The following is a 20,327-nucleotide window of genomic DNA, read 5'->3' on the forward strand; positions in this document are numbered from 1 at the left end:
ACCCATCTTGCCGTACGGCCGCCCCCCGACGGAAACCGGTAACCCCCGCCCGGACGCACCCCACACCCCGCGCGGGCCCGGTGAGCGGGAGGGACACGAGCACGGTACGAGCACAGGCACGGTACGAGCACAGGCACGGTACGAGCCCGGGCACGGTAGAGGCACAGGCACAGGCACAGGCGCACAGGCACGGGTGAGGCCCCGGGTGCCATGGGCGCCCGGGGCCTCACTTTGCTTCGGCCTCGCCTCAGCCTTGCTTCAGCGCGGTGTCACTCCGCGCTCAGGAGCGTTCACTCCCCGGCGGTGGCCTTCTTCCTGCGCAGGAAGAACACCGCGCCGCCGCCGAGCGCGACCAGGGCGATCGCGACGCCCGCGATGACCGGGGTGGCGCTGGAGCCGCCCGTCGCGGCGAGGTTGTCCTTCGAGGAGGAGCCGGAGGTGGCGCCCCCGGAGGTGTCGGACCCGCCGGTGCTACCGCCGGCCGAGGCCGGGGTGGGCTGGGAGGACGGGTTCGGGTTCGGGCTGGGGGCGCTGGTCTTGCAGTCCAGGACGCCCTTGAAGGTCTCCTTGAAACCGTTCGGCCCGGTGATGGTGATGTCGTACGCCTGGTCCTCGCCGACCGGGACGGTCACCGTCTTGGAGCCACCCGCGGGGACGGTGTGCTCGGTGCCCTTGAGCGTGAAGGTGAAGGGGGAGTCGCCCTTGTTGCTGGCGGTGACGTCGACGCCGCCCTTGTCGCAGTTCTCCTTCGCGGTGACCGCAGGCACGGGGCCGGTCTTGGCCCAGGTCGCGGAGGCGATCGACTTCGCGTTGGACTGGCTGGAGCCCGCCAGGATCATCGTCTGACTGGTGCCGACGAGCGGGGTGTAGGCACGACCCACCGGGACGGGGGTCGCGGCCTGCGCGGTCAGCGTCGCGGACCCGTCGGCCGCCTCCGCGGGGACGTCGAAGAACACCTTCGCACCGTTGGCGGCAGCGGTGACCGGCTTGCCAGCCGCGTCCACGACCTTGACGCCGGCGCCGGCCGCCTCGAGGGACAGGGTGAGCGTGGCCTGGGCGGCGTTCGTGGTCACGGTGACCGGACCTATGCGCCCGCCGGGCTTGCCGGAGACCGCTTTCGGGGCGAGCTCAAGGGAAGCCCCCGGCTCCGCCTCGTTCTTCGCCTTCTCCTCCAGGTAGTCGGCCAGCTTCTCCGCGTCCTCGTCCGCGGCGGTGACCTCCACCTTGTCGGAGTAGCGCCAGATGGCGACCTGGGTGCCGGCGGCAGCGGTCTTCTCGGTGAGCTTCTTGGCGCCGGCCTTCTCGGCCAGCTCCGTCAGATTGTCGACCTGCGGGAACGAGTTCTCCAGGATCCAGAGGATCTTGCCGGCGTTCTCGTTCTTGTTCAGGGTGCTCTGGTCCCAGGAGGTCTCCTGGTAGTCAGCCCCGTCCTGGGTCGGGTTGTGGAGGTCGATGCAGTAGGTCTTCAACGTGCCGCCGCCCTTTGCGGACAGCTCAAAGACGCCCGCGGGCATCCGGACCGGCTGCTTGTCGCCCGGGTAGTGCAGCAGGGCGGTGTCGTGGATCTTCAGGCCGACGAGCTTGGCCGTGGTGCCGTTGACATGCCGGTCACCTTCACTGGCGACGGCCGCACCCGCGCCGGTCAGTGCACCCGTCGCAACGAGTCCGGTCACCGCGGTGACGGCGGCGATGCGACGGGCGGTGGAACGTCCACGCCCAGCGGGCGCAGAGAACTTGGCAAACACAGAATTCCCCTCCGGGCGAGGTTTTCACATGATGCGTGTGGGGAGGGAACCTCGCCTACTGACTCAAGTGCCCCGTGAGTACCGGGGAATCCTATGGACACCGACCCCCGCAGATCCCCGTCGTACCGTCATACAACCATTCCGAATCGGAATCGTTATCACCGATGGCCCCACCAACTACCCACCCCCCTAAGTGAGTCGACAAATCTCCCTGACTCCCCTGGCCACCACTCCGCCCGTTTCCTGGGCTTCCGCAGGTCAGGGCCGGTGCGGCAGCGGCAGGGAAGTGGCGGGCAAGGAAGCGACAAACGCCAGGTGAACGAGGTGATGGGGCGACGAGGGGCCATCGACGCCCCATCCCGCTCTCATGACACCGCTTCCGGAATATCCGATTTCGGCGCCACCTTCACCACGCGTCGGAATGCGGAAGTGCCGCGCGTCAGATCGTGTCCCACGGCGACGGCGTCGATGTCCACGAAGGTCCGCCGCGGCCCCTCCCGGGGGCCTTCCCGCGCCTCGCCGTACGCCCCGAATGCACCATCCGCTCCGTCTCCGCCCCGATCGCCTTCGCGCACCCGCAGCCGGCCGTGGACCACCAGCGGATCGCCCACCGACACGGAGCCCGCCACATTCGCCGCGAGCCCGCGCCACGCGACCACCGTGTAGAAACTGGTGGGCCCGTCGGCCCAGCTCTCGCGCTGCCGGTCCCAGCGCCGCGGCGTCACCGCGATCCGGAACCGCGCCATCGCGCCGTGGGCCGACTCCCGGTACTCCACCGCCGTGGCGGCATTGCCCACCACCGTCACCATCGTGTCGTGCACGACGGCCACCTCCCCCGTCTTCGTCCAGCCGTCCAGCCCTTCCGGGCTTCCGTTTACTCCGGTCGTTCCCTCCACGCCGTCCGCGCTCCGCAGGCTCCTCGCCCACCGCGACGACCGGAACTCCATGGTGGATCCGATGGAAGAACCCCGCCGAAGCCTGTGGACTACCGGGGAGTTGTGGAAAACCCCGTCACCCCCAGAACACCACCCGCTCCCCTTCCGCTCCCCGAGCCACTGACGCCCCGCGCTCCCCCCAGCCCCGTACGCGCATGGCCGGCAACCGTCGCGTACTGCTCCCGCACCTCCCGGTACCGCATCAGCTCCCCCGCGACGGGATCGAGCACCCGCGCCCGACCGCACGCGGCAGCCGCCTCCCGCAGCCGGCGCTGGGCGTCCTGCCCGTACCGCCGCGCCGGCCCCCGCACCGCCACCGTGCACGCCCACTCGACCAGCGGCCCGCCGACGATCCCGGCCAGCATCAGCAGCGCGGGCACGATGAGCCCCGGCTCCAGCACCCCCACGATCTGCCCCACCAGCCACAGCCCGCCGTAGATCTGCACCAGCGTCATCGACGCCTGCGCCAGCACGGCGGCGGGCCACCACGCCGGCCGCAGCGGCCTCTTCGCCGTGACGGCCGCTTCCCGTACGGAGAGTTCGTCGAGGGCTTCCGGCAGCCCGTCCGCCCCGCGGACCGCAGCCTCGCGTACGGCCTGCGCCCAGGGCGCGGGCAGCCCCGCGGCGGCCTCGTCGGCTACCGTGCGCACCGCCTGCTCCACCCGCTGCCGGGCCGTCAGCTCCTCCTCCGTCGGCACCGGGGACGAGGGCGGCGCACCGCCCGGCACCCGCTTGCGCTCGTACCAGCGCCACAGCCGCAGCCAAGGGGTCCCGCACGCCCGCCCCGCGTGCCGGCGCCACGCCCGCTCGGCCGCCTCTCCGGCCGCCTCCGCCCCCACCGCTTCGGCGAGCCGGGCCGCGAAGTCCTCGCGGGAGCGCTCGTCGAGACCCGTACGGCCGTGCGCGACGTACGCCGCACGCAGACCGTGGGCCGCCGCGTCCACGTCGGCGGACAGCCGGCGGGCCGCCGCCGTCCGTTCCTGGACGAAGCTCCCGACGGCCTCCCTCAGTTCGTCGACCCCCTCCCCCGACAGCGCGGAGAGCGCGAGCACCGTGGCGCCGGGGTCGCCGTGTTCGCCGACCGCCATGCCGTCCTCGTCGAGGAGCCGGCGCAGATCGTCCAGCACCTGGTCAGCGGCCTCACCCGGCAGCCGGTCGACCTGGTTGAGCACCACGAAGGTGACTTCGGCGTGCCCGGCGAGCGGACGCAGGTACCTCTCGTGCAGCGCGGCGTCCGCGTACTTCTCCGGATCGACGACCCAGATCACCGCGTCCACCAGCGCCAACACCCGTTCCACCTGCTCCCGGTGCTTCACCAGCGCCGAGTCGTGGTCGGGCAGGTCGACGAGGACGAGTCCCGACAGCTCCTCCGCGCCGCCCGCGAGCGGCCGACGGCGCAGCCGCGGCGGGATGGCCAGCCGGTCCAGCAGCCCCGCGGCCCCCTCCGACCAGCTACAGGCGATCGGCGCCGACGTGGTGGGCCGGCGCAGCCCGGTCTCCGACAGCGGCACCTGGGCCAACGCGTTGAAGAGGGTGGACTTGCCGCTTCCGGTCGCGCCCGCGATGGCGACGACGGTGTGCCGGGCGGACAACCGCTGCCGTGCCACGGCCTCGTCGAGCACCCGCCCGGCCTCGGCGAGCGAGCCCTCCTCCAGCCGCGTACGGGACAGGCCGACCAGTTCGCGCAGCGCTTCGAGACGGGTGCGCAGGGGCCGGCCGTAATCGGCCCCGACGAGGACCTCCACCCCGTCGTCCGCCGCCCCCTCATCTGCTCGTTCGCCCGTGCCGACGCAGTCGTCGTCCGTCACGTCGACGGCGGCGGGGTCGGCGACTTCGACGTCCGATCCGGGCTTGCGGCGCGCGATCAGCCCGTCGTCCCAGCACCGCTCCCCCTCCTGCTCCTCTTTCTTCCCGTCGCCCTCCATGATGGCGGTCATCGCCGTCACCTCACCTTCTGCAGTAGGGACAGCGCGGCGATCAGCTCGGCCTGCGGCTCGGGCGACACGTCGAGGGCGTCCAGGGGCGCGAGGCGGGCGTCCCGCGCGCCGTTGAGTACGGAGTCGATGCAGCCCGCCAGCAGTTCGGCGCCCCGGTCGCGCAACCTCAATGCACCCCGTGCCCCAATGCGCTCCGCAAGCCTCTCGCCCGCCCCCTTGGCGCGCCGCCCGCCCAGGAGTGCGGCGGCGAGCAGCGCGGCCACGGTCTCCGGGTCGGGCGCCGGGTTCAGTTCGAGCCCGCGCACCTCTTCGTCGGCCAGTTCCTCCAGCTCCCGCCGCCACCGTCGGACGGCCATTCCCATCCGCTCGGTCGCCTCGGGGTCGGGTCGTCGCTCCGACGCCACCCCGCCCGCGGCGGCGTCCCTGCGCCAGACCTCCCGTACGCGTTCCTCTGCGGCGGCCACGGCGCACTGCACCAGCGCCGACAGGCTGCCGGCGAGCGAGTCCAGCACCTCGCCCGCCGTGCTGTCGCGGGGGAAACCGCGCCACCGCGTGCGCGCGTCCCCGGAGAGCACCGCCCCGGTCGTGAGCTGCTTGTCCAGCCGCGCGCGCTCCTTGTCGTACGCCTCCTCCACGGCCCCCATCAGCCGTACGGTCGCGGCGTACTGCCCGGCGACGGCGGAAGCCAACGCGGGCATCCGTGCGTTCAGGGAGTTCACCACGCCCGTCGCGGTGCGTTCGAGCGCCTGCTGGCGTGCGGCGGGGTCCTGCACGCGGTGCGCCAGCCAGGCGTGCAGCGGCGCGACCGCGGTCGTGGGGAGCAGCCCGCTGCCGCCGCCGGCGGACTCCGGCAGCTCGGGGATGGTGAACCGGGGCACCTCGCCGAGCCCGGCCTTGGTCAGCAGCGCCGCGTACTGCCGGGAGACCTCCGTGACCACCTGGTGCGGCACCCGGTCCAACACGGTGATCAGCGTGGCGTCGTACTCCTTGGCGGTACGCAGCAGGTGCCACGGCACGGCGTCGGCGTACCGGGACGCGGTGGTCACCATCACCCACACGTCGGCCGCGCAGATCAGCTCGGCGGCGAGCAACCGGTTCTCCACGACGAGCGAATCGATGTCCGGCGCGTCGAGCAGCGCGAGCCCCCGCGGCAGCGAGGACGCCTTCTCCACCCGCAGTTCGCTCCCCGCCCCCCGGGGCGCCCCGCCCTCGTCGGTCTCCTCCTGGTGCGGCAGCCACACCCGGGTGAGCTGCGGCAGCACCCGAGCGCCGGAGAAGTAGTGCTGGTCGTCGGGGTGGCAGACGAGCACGGGCGTACGCGTCGTCGGCCTGAGCACCCCCGCCTCGCTGACCCGCCGCCCCACGAGCGAGTTCACGAGCGTCGACTTCCCGGCCCCCGTCGACCCCCCGACGACGGCGAGCAGCGGCGCGGCCGGGTCCCGCAGCCGCGGCACGAGGTAGTCGTCGAGCTGCGCCAACAACTCGTCCCGCGTCTGCCGTGCCCGCGGCGCCCCGGGCAACGGCAGGGGAAGACGCACGGCAGAGACACGGTCACGGAGGGCGGTCAGGGCGTCGATCAGCTGAGGCCGTGCATCCAAGGTCACCACATGCGAAGAATGCCCAATTTTTGCGCCATTTTGAAGCGTATGACCGCGCCTGCGCGCCGATCGGACACAAGGGACAGAGGGGATGAGTGGGGCGCAGGCATAACGAGTGCACAACACCCGCGAGAAGAGGCGCGAAAAGCGATGCAGGAATCGCACCTGCCTGCGATTATCGGTTCGCTTCACCGAACCTCCACATCGAGCCACGCAGGCGAAGCAACGGGGTCAAGGCGACGGGAGCCCTATCCTTGTCCCCGGCACGGCCACGGACGCTCACGCTCCGTTTACCCGTGACCACCACCCGGCCCCCGTAGCTCAGTGGATAGAGCAGGCGCCTTCTAAGCGCTTGGCCGCAGGTTCGAGTCCTGCCGGGGGCGCCACTGGCGCCCTCCCGTTACGGGAGGGCGTTTTTGCTGGTCAGATGCGCTTGGCGAGCGCGGTGAGTGCCTGGTGACGACTCAGGTGGAGTCGTCCTCGGGGCGGCCGGGAGTCCGGCTGCGGGTGGTTGGGGACGGCTCGTGGCGGCTGTTCTTCCCGAAATCCTCCCGAAGTTTGGGGACGGGTCTCTCCGTGTTGGGCGGGTCTCGGGAGCCGTTGCGGGGGCCGCCGGTCAACGACGGAGGCGGCTCGGGTGTCGAGTGGGGTGTCGTCGCGACGGAGCTTGTCGAAGGCGTGCTCGCGCAGCGGGCGACTTACGTGACGGCGTCGAGCCGGTCCGGCGGGTCGGTGCGGAGCCGGACGAGGGCGGCCATGGCGGTCAGGACTGCAGGGACCTCTGCGATGGTGAATGCTTCGTGTTGGGGGCAGTTGGGCCATGCTCCTGGGTCCGCACCCCAGCGCCAGCAGGCTTAGATGAACCTTCTGACCTGCACAGATGCACCATCGTCGAGTCGCTGCAAAAATGGCCTTCTGGGAGGGGCCGTGGTGGACCTTGACCTGCGTCTTTACCCTCGGGTCGTCATCAGCCCTGGAGGGTTCGTAACGCTTTGACCGCGGCCGTCCTCCACTCGCCTGCCTCGGTCGTCATCAGCCCTGGAGGGTTCGTAACGTGGCGCGCAGCAGCTTGGACAGGTCGGGTGCTGATGTCGTCATCAGCCCTGGAGGGTTCGTAACGACTTCTACCGGCCGGCGCACGAGACCGTTTTCCGCGTCGTCATCAGCCCTGGAGGGTTCGTAACGGCGGCGAAGGGCAGCACAAGCACCCCACCGAAGGGTCGTCATCAGCCCTGGAGGGTTCGTAACGTGCTGCCGGTGCTCCGCAACGGCCTCAACTCCACGTCGTCATCAGCCCTGGAGGGTTCGTAACGCGTCTCGATCGCCCGCCAGTCCTGAGCATTGCGATGTCGTCATCAGCCCTGGAGGGTTCGTAACCCATGATCGACTCGGCCATCAGCCCGGCAGCACGCCGTCGTCATCAGCCCTGGAGGGTTCGTAACCCCCGTACGCCGCCCTGCCCGCCGTGAAGGTCCAAGTCGTCATCAGCCCTGGAGGGTTCGTAACCCGACACCGTCGAGCAGGACGTAGGCCCGGGCGCCGCTCGTCATCAGCCCTGGAGGGTTCGTAACCGCGTCCGGCCGGGGTGGGCGGCCATCAGGTCGGAGGTCGTCATCAGCCCTGGAGGGTTCGTAACCCGCGCGGCGGGCGGCGAGGAACGCCTGTTCCTCCTGTCGTCATCAGCCCTGGAGGGTTCGTAACGTGTGTGCGAAGGCGGTGACGAGGCCGACGCCGTCCGTCGTCATCAGCCCTGGAGGGTTCGTAACTCAACCTTGAACGCCCAGTACTTGGACTGGTCCACGAGTCGCCATCAGCCCTGGAGGGTTCGCAAAGCGACCGGATCATTGTGGAAGACGGCGAAGGCCGTCATCAGCCGCCCGCACGGCCAAACGCCTCCTCAGAGCTTGGCCGCAACTTCGAGATTCCGCCGTGGGGCCACTGGCCCCCCGTACAGGGGGCGTCCTCGCCGTTCCGAAGCATTCAGCGGTTAGGCCGGCGAGCTCGCCCGGGCGAAGGCCCCCTCAGGACGGCCGGGAGGCCGGGTTGGGGGCGGCTCGTGGCGGCTGTTCTTCCTGAGGTCCTCCCGGAGTTTCGAGGCGGGCCTGTCTGCGTCGGGGAGGTCTCAGGGAGCCGTTGGGGACCTTCGACGCGTTGCTGAAGTTCGGCGACCTGACCGGTCACGCAGCGGGCGTAGGTAGAGAGCAGCACGGGCACGCTGTTGCCGGCCCAGGCGGCGACCTGGGCTGGTGGGACGCCGTTGTTCAGCCAGGTCGTCAAGCACGTGTGGCGGAGGTCGTAGACGCGCTTGCCCGTCGGCGAGGCGTGGGCGTGGGGTGGGAGTACGGCCTTGCGGGCCTTGTTCCAGGCGCGGCGGAAGACGGATCCGGCGAGCAGCCCGCCCTTCTCGCCGGGGAAGAGGAGGTCTCCGGGCTTCAGACCGTCCTCCTTGATCAGGTCACGAAGGGTCGCGACGAGTGCCGGGTGGGCGGGGACGACGCGGGTGTCGCCCTCGGCACGGCCCTTGAGGTGTCGGGTCTCGTGGACTTGGCCGTCGTCGGTCCAACGACTACCGACCTCGGGTTCGGCGGTGTGGACGATGAGTTCGCCCCAGCCGTCAGCGGGCAGGGTGGCCACGTCGACCCGGAGGGCGACGGCCTCCTCGGGGCGCAGCCCGGCGTAGTAGAGGGTGGCGAAGAAGGCTTGGAGGTGGTGGCCGGTACGGGGCCGGTCGGCGATCCAGGCGAGGAGACCGGCGACTTGGGTGGGGTTGAGCAGGGAGCGTCTGTCGACGGCGGAGGTGACCTTGGCCGTCGTGTCGTTGTCCTTTCCCTTGGGCAGCGGGTTGGCGGTGAGGACCTGTTGTCGGACGGCGTACTTCATGACGACGTTGAGGATGCGTCGTTCGCGCTTGGTCGAACTGGCGGCGGCACGGCTGCCGTCGAGGAGGGTGTCCAGCGCGTGGAGGACCCGATCGACCCGTTTGGCGTCCTCCCAGGCGCTCATGGGGAGGGAGTTGCGGGCGATCCAGGCCAGGATGACGCGGGTCTCGGGCGGGGCTTCGTCGCGACGGTGCTTGTTGAAGGCGTACTCGCGCAGTGCGCGACGCACCTCGACCGGGTCGAACCGGTCCGGCGGGTCGGTGCGGAGCAGGGCGAGGGTGGCCTTGGTGAGGGCCTTGGCGGTGTTCTTGCGGTTGTTGGCGGAGATGCGCGGCCACTTCATGTCGACGTACTGGAGGGCGAACTCGTACCAGGTGGCCTCGGCGGCGGGCGGGGTGTGTGACACGGGTAGGCCGGTGCCCGGGTCGAAGGGCTCGCCGTTGTTCGCGGCCACGAGCAGAGTGGCGCGGAAGGACTCGGCGAGCGCGTTCGTCGCGAAACTCTGGCCATGGCGGTTTCCGTTGACGGACCAACGGACGGTGTAGCTGGTCTTGCGCTTTCCCTGGTAGACCTCCGTGGCGTAAAAGCGAACCTTGAAGAACCGGTTGTTCACGCGCGTTCCTCGCGGTCGGTCAGCCAGTTCTCGTAGTCGGCACGCCGGATGCGCAGGGCCCCGTTGGGAATGCGTATGCAGCGTGGGGCCGTTCCCTTCTTCCGCCAGTCGTAGAAGGTCGATCGGGAGATCGCCAGGTCGGCGCAGAATTCGTCGATGGTGAGCTTGTCAGGGAGGCGCCGGATGGGAAGCGTCAAGTGGTTCCTCGGGGTTCGGGAGTGGCGATCGCCGCACGGTGGACCGAGTGTCCGGCCTGAGCATCGGGCGGCTGATCTGCTCGTACTCCACCAACGGTAGGGAGGATCCCCGGTTTCGCTAACCGGGGATCCAGTGCTATAAGGCGCCCCCTCGCGTCAGTCCAAACCACTTTCGAAGCCGTTGATTTCGGCAGCCGGGGATCGTGCCCTACCGTTTCGACATCCCCATGACGCCGCACCCACCTTTCTGCCGTTGGAGATAGGTCTGGACTTCCAGGGATGGGTGTGGCTGTGTTGTCGTCCCTCTGTCCCCTTCGATTCCCCTTGACAAACGGCGGGTCTCGCCCGCCGGGTAAGGATGTTTCCGCCTTGTCCCGAATACGGACCATCAAGCCCGAAGCCTTTGAGTCCGAAGACCTCGCCTCGGTGAGCGTGACCGCCGCACTGACGTTCTTCGGCCTGCTCACCCAGGCCGACGACTCCGGCCGCTTCCGGGACAACGCCGCGATCATCACCGGCCGGTTGTGGGCCCTGCGTCCGGATCACACCGCCACCGATGTGGAGGAGGATCTGCGGCAGCTCGCCGAGACCGGGCTGATCTGCCGGTACACCGGCTGCGACGGACGCACGTGGCTGCACATCGTCACCTGGGATCGACACCAGAAGATCAACCGCCCGTCCGAGTCGCGGCTTCCCCGCTGTCCGGCGCACCAGACCGCGCAGCACTGTGGGCGGTGCCGGTCACCCCGGTGCCCCGCCGACGGCACGGCCTTCTCACCCCGTGCGAATGGCGACACGACCAGCCATTCAGTGAGCCCTCACGGAGGGCCGACTCATCCGGATTCGCCCGATTCTCCGCCCGGCGCGGTCACGACCGGAGTCCACACGCGTTTTGCACCGCCGCCCGCCCGAGGCCCCGCCGCCCCAGAAGAGGGCACGGCCTCACCAGCTAGAGAACTCGCAGGTCAAGCGGGCCTCCATGAGACTTCACCACCAGCTCACGGAGCCCTCAGTGAGGGCTCACTGCCTGGATCTAGGATCTTGGATCCTGGATCTGTTCCTACGGGGCGCCCTGCGCCCGCGCCCGGCCCCTCCCCCGCCTCATCCAAGAACCTTGTCGCCGAATACGCGGCCGACTGCGCCCAGCCACCGCCCCGTGAGGTGATCAAGCAGTTGGAGCGGCGGACGGACGGTTTGCTGAACGAAGGCTTCGAACCCGAGGTGTTGCGCAAGGCCCTGGGCCGGCTACGCACGAAGGGTCTCCAACCACACGTCCTTCCCAGCCTGGTGAACGAGATCGTCAACGCGCCAACCGAGGACAGGGGCGTGGCGCGCCCCAGCCCCGACGCTCACGTTCCGTTCTTGAACCCGAATCCACCCACGGGGTCCTTCGGAATCCCGATGGAGCCGCCACCGGAGGACTGACGACCGCTCTCTCGTCGGTCCCCACCGGAATCGGTCCGGGACCGCGCCCCGGATGTCCCGGACCGGGCTTGGGGACCACACGGCCTGGTCCGGGACCAAGTCGACGGCCGGTCCACACAGATGGTCCCGGACCACGTGCGTACGGCTGTGTACCCATGTGGTCCGCGCGGACCGGACCAGTCCGTGCGGACCAGACTCTGCGCAGGTCAGCGCGGCTTCTCTGGCCAGCTGAAGCCTGGTCCCGGGACTCGGACCATCATTCTCCGGACCGCGGACCAACTCTCCGGACCGGACCATCATGCTCCCGCACCCGCCGATCACGTCGTTGGTCCGGAACCACGAACGGCCTCTGCCGGCTCCGCGGACCAATCCCGCTCACCATCAGCCCCAACATCGCCTCTTCAACGAACCCTGACGGAGACAGACCACATGCACGATGAGCCCGACCAGCACCCCGACCCCGCCCTGGCGATCCACCTCCCTGCCCCGGGCGGAGCAAGTTGTCCCGGGAGCAATGCTCCCGAAGTTCCCGCCCCGGGGGTGGCGGGAGCAGCCCGGCGCCAGGGGGCACCGGGTCGGCAGGCAGCGGCCGAGGGCGGACCGCAGTCTGGAGGGGAACGGCCGGCCGAGTCCCTCTCACGGCGTCGTCAGCGTGCCCGACAGCCGACGCACCGCAAGCGTCTGAACCAGCCCAGTTGCCGGATGAACGACGCTGAGTTCAAGCGCTTCACCGACGCAGCCGCCCAGTGTCAGATGACCAACGCCTCCTTCCTCGCCTACGCCGTCGACAAGGCCGCCCGTGACCTGAACCGCACCGCCGCAGAGATCGCCACCGAACGCGAAGTCATCGACGAGCTGTTCGCCGCCCGACGGCATCTGGGACGTATGCATGGCCTGTTCAACCAGGTCGCCAAGGCCCTCAACTCCGGCGCCGACGCACCCCACCTCGACGCCACCGCTCAGGTCGTCCTGGGCGCGGCCCGTCGTATGGAGGATGCCGCCGATGCCCTGCTCGCCCACCGCGACGGCGGTGCCCCGGCGTGATCCCCCGCATCCACAAGCGGGGCAGCGAGACGATCGGACTGATCCGGTACCTCTACGGCCCCGGCACCCACGAGGAACACACCGACCCGCATCTGGTGGCCGCCTTCGACCCGCTCACCCCCGACCCCGGCCGCGACCCGCAGGCCACCCACAAGCAGCTCCAGCGACTGCTCGACCAGCCCGTCAACGCCCTGCCCGCCGGCCGACGCCCGAAGAAGCACGTGTGGCACCTGTCGGTGCGGGCCGCGCCCGAGGACCCGGTCCTGTCGGACGAGGACTGGGCAGCCATCGCCCGTCGCATGGTCGCCGCCACCGGCATCGCCCCCGACGGCGACCAAACAGCGTGCCGGTGGGCCGCCGTCCGGCACGCCGACGACCACATCCACATCATCGCCACCCTCGTCCGCGACGACGGACGACGGCCCCGCCTGAACAACGAAGCCCGCCGCGCCCAAACCGAGGCCCGCCACGTCGAAGCCGACTACGGGCTGCGCCGGGTCACGCCGGGCGATGGCACCGCCGCCAAGCGCCCCACCAGCGCGGAACGCCACAAAGCCGACCGCCATCGCCGGCAGCGCACCCCACGCGAGGAACTGCGCGAGACGGTCCGCCGCTCGGTGGCCGGCACGGCGAGCGAGGACGAGTTCTTCGACCGCCTCGCCACGGCCGGCCTGCTCACCCGGCGCCGTATCGCACCGTCGGGCGACACCCTCGGCTACACCGTCGCCCTCCCCGGTGACCGCAACGCAAAGGGCGAACCCGTCTTCTACTCCGGCTCCAAGCTCGCCCCGGACCTCTCCCTGCCCCACATCCGCGAACGCTGGACCCCAACCTCGGACGACACCACCCAGCAGCCGGCCCTGCCGTCCGCGACCGGACCCGCCTCCGCACGCCGACACGCCACCAACGCCGCCTGGCAGGCGCTGCTCGTCATCGACCACGGCAACGACAACGTGATCGCCGCCCAGATCGCTGCCACCGGAGAAGTCCTCGACGCCCTCGCCCAGACCTCCGCCGCCCACACCCGCCACGAACTACAAGCAGCCGCCACCGCGTTCGAGCGCGCCTCCCGCTCCCACACCCGCGCCGCACGCGGCCACGACCACGCCCTTCGCCAAGCCGCCCGCGACCTCGTCCACAGCGGCCCAGCCCTCGGCCGAGGCGAGGACAGCGCCACCACGGCCATGGCGCTCGACATGCTCATCTTCCTGATCACCGCCGCCGCACACTGGCACGCCAAGAAGCAGCACGCCCAACAGGCCGAAGCCGCCCAACAGGCCGCCGAACACCTCCGCGCCGCCTACCAAGCCGCCGCCGAACACCCGATGGCCCTGCTCCACCAACGGGGCGCTCGCCTGGCCCCAGCCTGGCAGCGCCACCACGCCACCGCCGTACGCCAAGCCCTGCCCGAGCTGGCCGACCGAATCCTCACCGAACCCGGCTGGCCCGCCCTCGCCGCCACCCTCAACGAAGCCCAGAGCGCCGGCCACAACCCCACCACCCTGCTCACCGAAGCCGCCAGGCGACGGGAATTGGAATCGGCGGACCAGATCGGCGACGTGCTCGTGTGGCGGCTACGGCGGATGGCAGACCTCCCCGCAGATCCCGAGAACTCCCAGGGCCAGCGCGCCCACGGCACCCGCGTTGTTACCTCGCCGAAACGAGTGGCGCAAATCGGGACCAGGCCCACAAATACTTCCCCGCGACAACGCTGAACCGCGAAATCCGAGCCGCCAAAGGTAGCCGACGATCCCCGGTTGGGCACACCGGGGATTCTCCGGACCATGAACGCACCGAAACCGGCCCGCCCTGTCAAGGAGAACTCCCCGTGCCCGCCTCCACCCCTCGCCTTCACGTGATGGCCCTGCTGTTCGACACCGATTTCGAGCGCCCTGCAGATTCACTCGTCTTCCGCCACCTCGACGGACGCCTCTTCACCGAGGAAGAACAGGCCATCGTCCGTGACGCCACCATCGAAGAACTCCAAGCCGCCGACGTCCATGTCCACAACCCCGAAAGCAGGAACCGAAGCTGCGGCAGCCGCGCACGAACTCGCCGAGATCCTGCACAAGTACGCCATCCAACACCCGGAAGCCCTCGTCCCCTTCATGACCGACGAGGACCTCCTCGAATACGACCGACTCTGCGGCATCATCGCTACAGGCGCCGACAAGTTCCGCCCACGCGAGGGCTGAGCACGTAAGCAGAGACACCAATACGAATACAGCTGGGTCGCTCCCCGACCGTATGTAATTGCCGGCGTGGGCGCGGGATCCGTATCCTGCTGGGCAACGCGTTGACGGAGACAAGTAGCCGAGGATCACGCGAGCAGAGAGAGCCGCCGGTAGCTGGGAAGGCGGTCTTGCGCTCCGAGGTGAAGACCCTCCTGAGCGCGGGGAGGAATGGCCACATCCGGTGGCCCAATGCCCCGCCGGCCGACCCCCGTGACCGGGTCCGAACGAGGCCGCCACCTGGTGGCGGCGAAAGTGCGGTGGTACCGCGAGTTGCCCTTCTCGCCCGCACTCCCAAGGGATCATGACGACGTCCTTCGGAGGACCGAAATGATCCACAGCCGCGTACACGTCTCCGACCTGCGAGAACACGTCGGCCACACCATCACCGTCTGCGGGTGGGTGAACACCCTCCGCCTACAGAGCAAGATGCAGTTCGTCATCGTGCGGGACAGCACCGGTCTGGTCCAGGTGACCCACAAGCGCGACGACGGGCCGCTGGAGGCCCTGCTCGAAGCCCTCACTCCCGAGTCCGCCGTCCGCATCACCGGCCGCGTCGTCGACGCCGCCCAGGTCAAGCTCGGCGGCCTGGAGATCGTCCCCGAGGCGGTCGAGATCCTGAACCCGGCCGCCACCCCGCTGCCGATCGACGAGCACACCGGCCTGGAGCAACGGCTCGACTGGCGCTTCCTCGACGTGCGCCGGCGTCCCGCCGCCCAGCTGATGTTCGCTGTGCAGACCACGCTGGAGCAGGGAATGCGCGAGTACGCGTACGCCCAGGGCGCCACGGAGATGCACACCCCCAAGCTCATGGGGACGGCCTCGGAGTCCGGGGCGGAGGTGTTCGAGCTCGGTTACTTCGACCGCAGCGCCTACCTGGCGCAGTCGCCGCAGTTCTACAAGCAGATGGCGATCTCAGCCGGGATCGACAAGGTCTTCGAGATCGGGCCGGTCTTCCGCGCCGAGCCGTCGTTCACCTCCCGGCACGCCACCGAGTTCACCGGCGTCGACGTCGAACTCGCCTGGATCGACGGCGTCGAGGACGTCATGGCGTTCGAGGAGCAGATGCTCGCCCACGCGATCACGAAGGTCGCCGACGCGCACGGTGAGGCGATTGCCGAGCACTTCGGCGTCGAGGTCACCGTCCCCACCACGCCCTTCCCCCGCATCACCATGGCCGAGGCGCACAAGATCCTGCGCGAGGGCGGCTGGGACCCGGCGGGGATCAAGGAGGACCTGGACCCCGAAGGCGAGCGCAGCATCTCAGCGCACATCCAGGAGGCCACCGGCCACGAGTTCGTGTTCATCACGCACTACCCGGTCGGCATCCGGCCCTTCTACCACATGCGGCCAGCCGACGACCCGAGCGTGACCCTGAGCTTCGACCTTCTGTGGAAGGGACTGGAGGTCACCACCGGCGCCCAGCGAGAACACCGCTACGACTCACTGCTGAAGCAGGCCGCAGAGAAGGGCATGAGCGCCGAGCCGCTCCAGGACTACCTGAACGCGTTCCGGTACGGCTGCCCGCCGCACGGCGGACTCGGCATGGGACTCGGCCGTGTCCTGATGGTCATGCTCGGCCTGGACTCCATCCGCGAAGCGACCTTCCTCTTCCGCGGCCCGAACCGGCTCACGCCGTAACCAGCGGCGGACCGCGTCCCGCGACATGGAATACCGTCTGTGTCGCGGGACGCGCTGCCGCTGATCGCACTAGTGAGCCTCCGCCCCATCTGGTATAACTCGCCACCACCTGGCACCGCGACCAGCAGGCCCAGGCTGCCCGCAAACGGTCCTGGGGCGTGGCCCAGGACCAGCACACGCTCAATGAACCTTCTGACCTGCGCAGATGCATCATCGTCGAGTCGCTGCAAAAATGGCCTTCCGAGAAGGTCCGCAATGGACCCTGACCTGCGACTTTACCCTCGGGTCGTCATCAGCCCTGGAGGGTTCGCAACATCTTCTGGGCGAGGGATGCCTTCCGCAGCACGTACCGTCGTCATCAGCCCTGGAGGGTTCGCAACGTGCGGGCGATCTCGCCCGCCACGGTGTCCGCGGCAGTCGTCATCAGCCCTGGAGGGTTCGCAACAGGCAGACGGATCTGGAGGGGTGGGCGCGGACGTGGAGGGCGGCGAGTCGTCATCAGCCCTGGAGGGTTCGCAACTGGCTGGCCACGGTGGTGGCGACCACCTCGGCGACCTGTCGTCATCAGCTCTGGAGGGCTCGCAACATGTCCCCCAGTTCGAGCAGTGTGCTCGTGGTGTCGTCGTCATCAGCCCTGGAGGGCTCGCAACTCGGGGCCGGGGCAGGCGTGCACAGGGACGGAGTCCGTCGTCATCAGCCCTGGAGGGCTCGCAACACGGTGTTGTCGGCGCGGGCCACGCCCGGGTGTCCGGTCGTCATCAGCCCTGGAGGGCTCGCAACTGCATCACGCGCCCTGCCGTGGTGCCAGCAGTCGTAGTCGTCATCAGCCCCGGAGGGCTCACCCTCAACACCCCACAAGCGACACCCCCAACAACCAGGACCTACATGATCCCCCGCCACCGCCACGGCCGAGGCCCGCCCCGCCCCCTCAAGCAGTCCACCCGATGCTGCGCCTGTGCCGCCCACTCCGGGTGCCTCGCCGCGTGGAAGGCCGCATACGTGACCATGCGGAGTTCCCTGATGCCCGCGAGGAGTGAGTACCCCTCCCACTCGGTGACATCCACCCCGTAAGCCCGACAAAACTCCGCGTACTCCCCGGCCGTGATCGACCCCGTCGTCCGCAACTTCACCGCGGTGGACACCAGATCCCACTCCGGCGGACCGACGGAGAACCGCTCCAGGTCCATCAGCGTGAGCCCGTCAGCCGTGCGCACGACGTTGCCAACCCAGGCGTCCCCGTGGACAGGACACTCCGGGCTGCCGGGAGGCCGAGCAGCCCAGCCGGCTCGGAGATCCACACGCCGGGCCTCCAGCCAAGCACGGTCGTCTGCCGAGAGCGTTCGCGCGCCCTCGATGCGGGTTTTCAGTCGGACGAACGGGTCCAGTCGGCCCAGTTCGAAGTCCGTCGGCGCAGCCAAGGCATGGATCTGTCTGAGTACGGCGACCACGTCCATCACGGTCCCGGGTTCGTGTGACGGAAGTTCCTCCCAGAAGGTGACGGGATGGCCTGCCGCCTCGACCGGTTGGTCGACGTCCACGGGTCGGACGACGGGCACCCGGTTGCCCGCCAACCACCGGGCCACGCGTACCTCCCGTTCGGCCGCCCGCATTTGCCCCGGCCGGGAGATACGGACGACCACACGCCCGGGGATGCGCCAGACCTGGTTCTCGGCGATCCGTAGCGCTTCGGCGCCCTCGGCCCGAAGGCCGACGGTGGAGCACGCCTCCTCCAAGACCGTGCGCCCAGAGGGAGCTGTGATCGTCATACGGGCAGCGCCGCCGCGATCCGGTCCCTCAGGTCGGTCGCCTCCCCGATCTTGGGGTGCCTGCCGGCGAGGCGCGCCAGTTCGCGGAGGTCGTCGGCCGCCCGGCGGGAGGTGAGTCGGCCCGACTCGTCGAGTGCTCGATGCCCGATGACCGCCGCCTCGCGCGGGTCCCCCTTGGCCATGACCAACGAAGCCAGTTTCGTCCGTGAAAGAGCGCGTGACCGGGCGTACGCATCGCCGTGGCCTCGGACGGCGCGCTGGAACCGCTTGCCCGCTTCTGCCGGGTCCTGCCCGGCGAGGGCGAGGTCGAAGAGAGCGTGGGCCGTGTCTCCCGCGTGTTGTGCCGCGTCGTAGTACGCCATCCACGGCGGGTCCTCCTGCGGGCGGGACCGGGAGAAGGCTTCGTCGGCGGCACCCACCGCGGACAGTGTCGCCTGGACGTCGCGCATCCTGGCGAAGGCCCTGGCGCGGGCCGTGTGCAGCATGGCCTGCTCGGTGGCCGTGATCCGGTCGGCGCGCACGAGCCCCTTCTCCGCCTGCGTCAGGCCGTCGTCGGGATCTCCGATCCAGACGGCCCGGCGGGCGAGGAAGGAGTACGTCTTGGCACGCAGGTGCCAGTTGCCGGCCTCCTCGGCGCAGTCGGCTGCGACCTTGAACGCCACTCTGGCGTCGTCCTGCGCGTGTGCGTCGAAGCGCGTCGCGCCGACGACCATGCCCAGTCGTGCCACGGCGGTCAGCAGTTCGGTCCGCAAACCGGCCGGGCAGGGGACCGAGAGCAGGCCGACCGCGCACTCCAGCGCGCGGCTTCCCATCTCGCCGATCAGCCCGCCGCCGCCGAAGCGGTTGTCCCAGACGCTGAGGTTCGCGGCGACGGCGACGATCTGGTCTATGTGTACGGGGGTGATGGCGGACGGCAGTTCGTAGGGCGTCGTCGGTGCGACGATCCGGGCGAGGTCGAGCGGGGCGAGGGCCGCCATGGTGCTGGCGGAGAGGAAGACGCGGCGATCCACTGGCTCAGGACTCCCGTTCGAAGCAGGCGGGGCAAGCGGGGCAGACGAGACGGCTCTCCCCAGGATGCGCCCTTCTTGCCGTTGAACGCCCTGGTCACCGGCGTTCGGCCGGTGTTCCTCGGCATCGGCGTGCCTTTCCTCGGCGTCCGGCTTCCGGAAGGCCATTTCCCAGGCGCGTTCCAGTACGCCTCCGGACTCCAGGACCTCGTCCAGCGAGCGGGCGAGTTCGAGGCGGCAATGGGGATACTTCCCGTGCTCGATCTGGAGGATGACGTCATCGCTGACCTGCACTAATCGGCCCAACTGACGGGCGGACAGCCGGGCCTGCTTGCGCAGGTGGCGCAGTTCTGTCCCGTACCAGTTCCGAGGGGAACCCCCGGGATTCAGCTTCTTCTCCGGTTGTGGCATACCTCTGCCCCGAGTCGTGATGCCGAGGTGCGCAACCCTCGGCATCGGGATCTGCACATTCCTGCGTCGGACTGACTGAATGGTGGCTCACTGATTCCAGTCCAGTACACACCGCAACCAACCTTCGGTGCTGTGCTCCTGACGGAACGGAGTGCACCAGGATGGCCGAGCTTCCCACGGCGACGCCGCTGTCGCCGCCGAGCGTGCGCGCTCGGACGTCCACCGCTTCCGGCAGCCTGTCCATAGACCTGGCCCTGACGCCCAGTGCGTTGGGCGTCGTCCGCTCGATCGTCGCGGCGCATCTGGAGCTGTGGGGAACCGCTCATCTGGGAGACCTCCCCGACCGGGTGGTCCTGGTGGTGACCGAACTGCTCGCCAACGTCCTCGACCACGCCGTGGATCCGCGCGACGCCACGGCGAAGAACGCCACGCTGCTGATCGTGCGGATTCCGGAGGCCCTCGTCACGGTGGTCACCGACGCGGACACGACCCCGCCGACGGAGCCCCACGAACTGGACGACGCCTCCGAGGACGGGCGCGGGCTGCTCCTGGTCCAATCGGTGGCCGACGGCTTCGGCGTCTCGGTGAAGAAGGACGGCAAGGACGTCTGGGCGCGGTTCCACTGCCCGGATCCGGAGACCGAGGCACCACCGCTCGGGAAGGAACGCTGCTGAGCATGTCGCTGCCTCTCCCCCCGGCCACGGAGGGAATGCCCCGCCTCCTTGACCACCTTGCAGTACGCGTTCCAGCCGCGCGGGACCCCTCGAAGACGGCCGGACACGCTCCCCGGGTCGTCGGTCGTCCGCGTCAGGAACGACGGATCCTGGCGCTCGAACGGCAGGACAACCGCGGTCGGGCACAGAGGGAAGGTGACTCTGCTCGGTCTCCCCCCGACGTC

15 protein-coding genes, 1 tRNA gene, 1 pseudogene and 2 CRISPR repeat arrays are annotated in these 20,327 nt (G+C 69.7%); of the genes and pseudogenes, 8 read left to right on the top strand and 9 right to left on the bottom strand.

The window, feature by feature from the left end; all coding sequences use genetic code 11:
- Positions 1 to 290: 290 nt before the first annotated feature.
- The 4 genes from AB0E05_RS34220 to AB0E05_RS34235 all read right to left on the bottom strand — a co-directional run bounded on the left by AB0E05_RS34220 (position 291) and on the right by AB0E05_RS34235 (position 6,215).
- The gene (locus AB0E05_RS34220; RefSeq protein WP_361971081.1) at positions 291 to 1,673 is read right to left on the bottom strand and encodes a Cys-Gln thioester bond-forming surface protein; all 1,383 of its coding nucleotides are present in this window, start codon (positions 1,671 to 1,673) and stop codon (positions 291 to 293) included.
- Between the two features lie 437 nt (positions 1,674 to 2,110).
- Positions 2,111 to 2,566, bottom strand: a complete 456-nt coding sequence (locus AB0E05_RS34225) for a single-stranded DNA-binding protein (protein ID WP_361971114.1) — start codon at positions 2,564 to 2,566, stop codon at positions 2,111 to 2,113.
- A gap of 164 nt (positions 2,567 to 2,730) precedes the next feature.
- Positions 2,731 to 4,617, bottom strand: coding sequence for a GTP-binding protein (locus AB0E05_RS34230; RefSeq protein WP_361971083.1), 1,887 nt, complete (start codon positions 4,615 to 4,617; stop codon positions 2,731 to 2,733).
- Between the two features lie 5 nt (positions 4,618 to 4,622).
- Positions 4,623 to 6,215, bottom strand: a complete 1,593-nt coding sequence (locus tag AB0E05_RS34235) for a dynamin family protein (RefSeq protein WP_361971116.1) — start codon at positions 6,213 to 6,215, stop codon at positions 4,623 to 4,625.
- A 310-nt stretch (positions 6,216 to 6,525) separates the two neighbouring features.
- Between AB0E05_RS34235 and AB0E05_RS34240 the strand changes: the two genes are divergently transcribed.
- Positions 6,526 to 6,601: transfer RNA gene (locus tag AB0E05_RS34240), tRNA-Arg, on the top strand.
- Between the two features lie 574 nt (positions 6,602 to 7,175).
- A CRISPR array of direct repeats spans positions 7,176 to 8,047; the repeat unit is 29 nt; unit sequence GTCGTCATCAGCCCTGGAGGGTTCGTAAC.
- A 148-nt stretch (positions 8,048 to 8,195) separates the two neighbouring features.
- Here AB0E05_RS34240 and AB0E05_RS34245 read toward each other — a convergent pair.
- Positions 8,196 to 9,707, bottom strand: a complete 1,512-nt coding sequence (locus tag AB0E05_RS34245; RefSeq protein ID WP_361971085.1) for a tyrosine-type recombinase/integrase — start codon at positions 9,705 to 9,707, stop codon at positions 8,196 to 8,198.
- Positions 9,704 to 9,904: a helix-turn-helix domain-containing protein gene (locus tag AB0E05_RS34250; protein ID WP_361971087.1), complete on the bottom strand. Its 201-nt coding sequence runs from the start codon at positions 9,902 to 9,904 to the stop codon at positions 9,704 to 9,706. The genes AB0E05_RS34245 and AB0E05_RS34250 overlap by 4 nt, the downstream gene beginning before the upstream one ends.
- Before the next feature lie 369 nt (positions 9,905 to 10,273).
- Here AB0E05_RS34250 and AB0E05_RS34255 point away from each other — a divergent pair, with 369 nt between their 5' ends.
- The 5 genes from AB0E05_RS34255 (at position 10,274) to aspS (ending at position 16,245) form a co-directional block, all read left to right on the top strand.
- A complete protein-coding gene (locus tag AB0E05_RS34255) occupies positions 10,274 to 11,329 on the top strand; it encodes a hypothetical protein (RefSeq protein ID WP_361971089.1) in 1,056 nt (351 codons plus the stop codon).
- Positions 11,330 to 12,031: 702 nt separating this feature from the next.
- The gene (locus AB0E05_RS34260) at positions 12,032 to 12,373 is read left to right on the top strand and encodes a plasmid mobilization relaxosome protein MobC (RefSeq protein ID WP_361971091.1); all 342 of its coding nucleotides are present in this window, start codon (positions 12,032 to 12,034) and stop codon (positions 12,371 to 12,373) included.
- Positions 12,370 to 14,088 carry a mobilization protein gene (locus AB0E05_RS34265; RefSeq protein ID WP_361971093.1) on the top strand — a complete coding sequence of 573 codons (1,719 nt, stop codon included), beginning with the start codon at positions 12,370 to 12,372 and terminating at the stop codon, positions 14,086 to 14,088. The genes AB0E05_RS34260 and AB0E05_RS34265 overlap by 4 nt, the downstream gene beginning before the upstream one ends.
- Positions 14,089 to 14,373: 285 nt before the next feature.
- Entirely contained in the window at positions 14,374 to 14,568 is a 195-nt protein-coding gene (locus AB0E05_RS34270; RefSeq protein WP_361971094.1) for a hypothetical protein, read from the top strand.
- 366 nt (positions 14,569 to 14,934) lie between these two features.
- Positions 14,935 to 16,245, top strand: a complete 1,311-nt coding sequence (gene aspS, locus AB0E05_RS34275; RefSeq protein WP_361971096.1) for an aspartate--tRNA(Asn) ligase — start codon at positions 14,935 to 14,937, stop codon at positions 16,243 to 16,245.
- Positions 16,246 to 16,530: 285 nt separating this feature from the next.
- Positions 16,531 to 17,090: direct repeats of the CRISPR family, unit length 29 nt; unit sequence GTCGTCATCAGCCCTGGAGGGTTCGCAAC.
- Between the two features lie 36 nt (positions 17,091 to 17,126).
- Here aspS and AB0E05_RS34280 read toward each other — a convergent pair.
- Positions 17,127 to 18,011 carry an aminoglycoside phosphotransferase family protein gene (locus tag AB0E05_RS34280; protein ID WP_361971098.1) on the bottom strand — a complete coding sequence of 295 codons (885 nt, stop codon included), beginning with the start codon at positions 18,009 to 18,011 and terminating at the stop codon, positions 17,127 to 17,129.
- Positions 18,008 to 19,021, bottom strand: coding sequence for a hypothetical protein (locus AB0E05_RS34285; protein ID WP_361971118.1), 1,014 nt, complete (start codon positions 19,019 to 19,021; stop codon positions 18,008 to 18,010). Before AB0E05_RS34285 ends, AB0E05_RS34280 begins: the two co-directional genes overlap by 4 nt.
- A 75-nt stretch (positions 19,022 to 19,096) precedes the next feature.
- Here AB0E05_RS34285 and AB0E05_RS34290 point away from each other — a divergent pair, with 75 nt between their 5' ends.
- Positions 19,097 to 19,315 carry a hypothetical protein gene (locus AB0E05_RS34290; protein WP_361971120.1) on the top strand — a complete coding sequence of 73 codons (219 nt, stop codon included), beginning with the start codon at positions 19,097 to 19,099 and terminating at the stop codon, positions 19,313 to 19,315.
- Here AB0E05_RS34290 and AB0E05_RS34295 read toward each other — a convergent pair.
- Positions 19,253 to 19,474, bottom strand: a pseudogene (locus tag AB0E05_RS34295) (helix-turn-helix transcriptional regulator); the annotation flags it as partial. The gene AB0E05_RS34290 and the pseudogene AB0E05_RS34295 sit on opposite strands and share 63 nt — an antisense overlap.
- Positions 19,475 to 19,590: 116 nt before the next feature.
- On the opposite strand from AB0E05_RS34295, the gene AB0E05_RS34300 reads away from it, so the two are divergent.
- Positions 19,591 to 20,103: an ATP-binding protein gene (locus tag AB0E05_RS34300; RefSeq protein ID WP_361971100.1), complete on the top strand. Its 513-nt coding sequence runs from the start codon at positions 19,591 to 19,593 to the stop codon at positions 20,101 to 20,103.
- The last annotated feature ends 224 nt before the right edge of the window (positions 20,104 to 20,327 follow it).

The organism is Streptomyces sp. NPDC048057 (genome assembly GCF_040653095.1).
Taxonomy (GTDB): Bacteria; Actinomycetota; Actinomycetes; order Streptomycetales; family Streptomycetaceae; genus Streptomyces.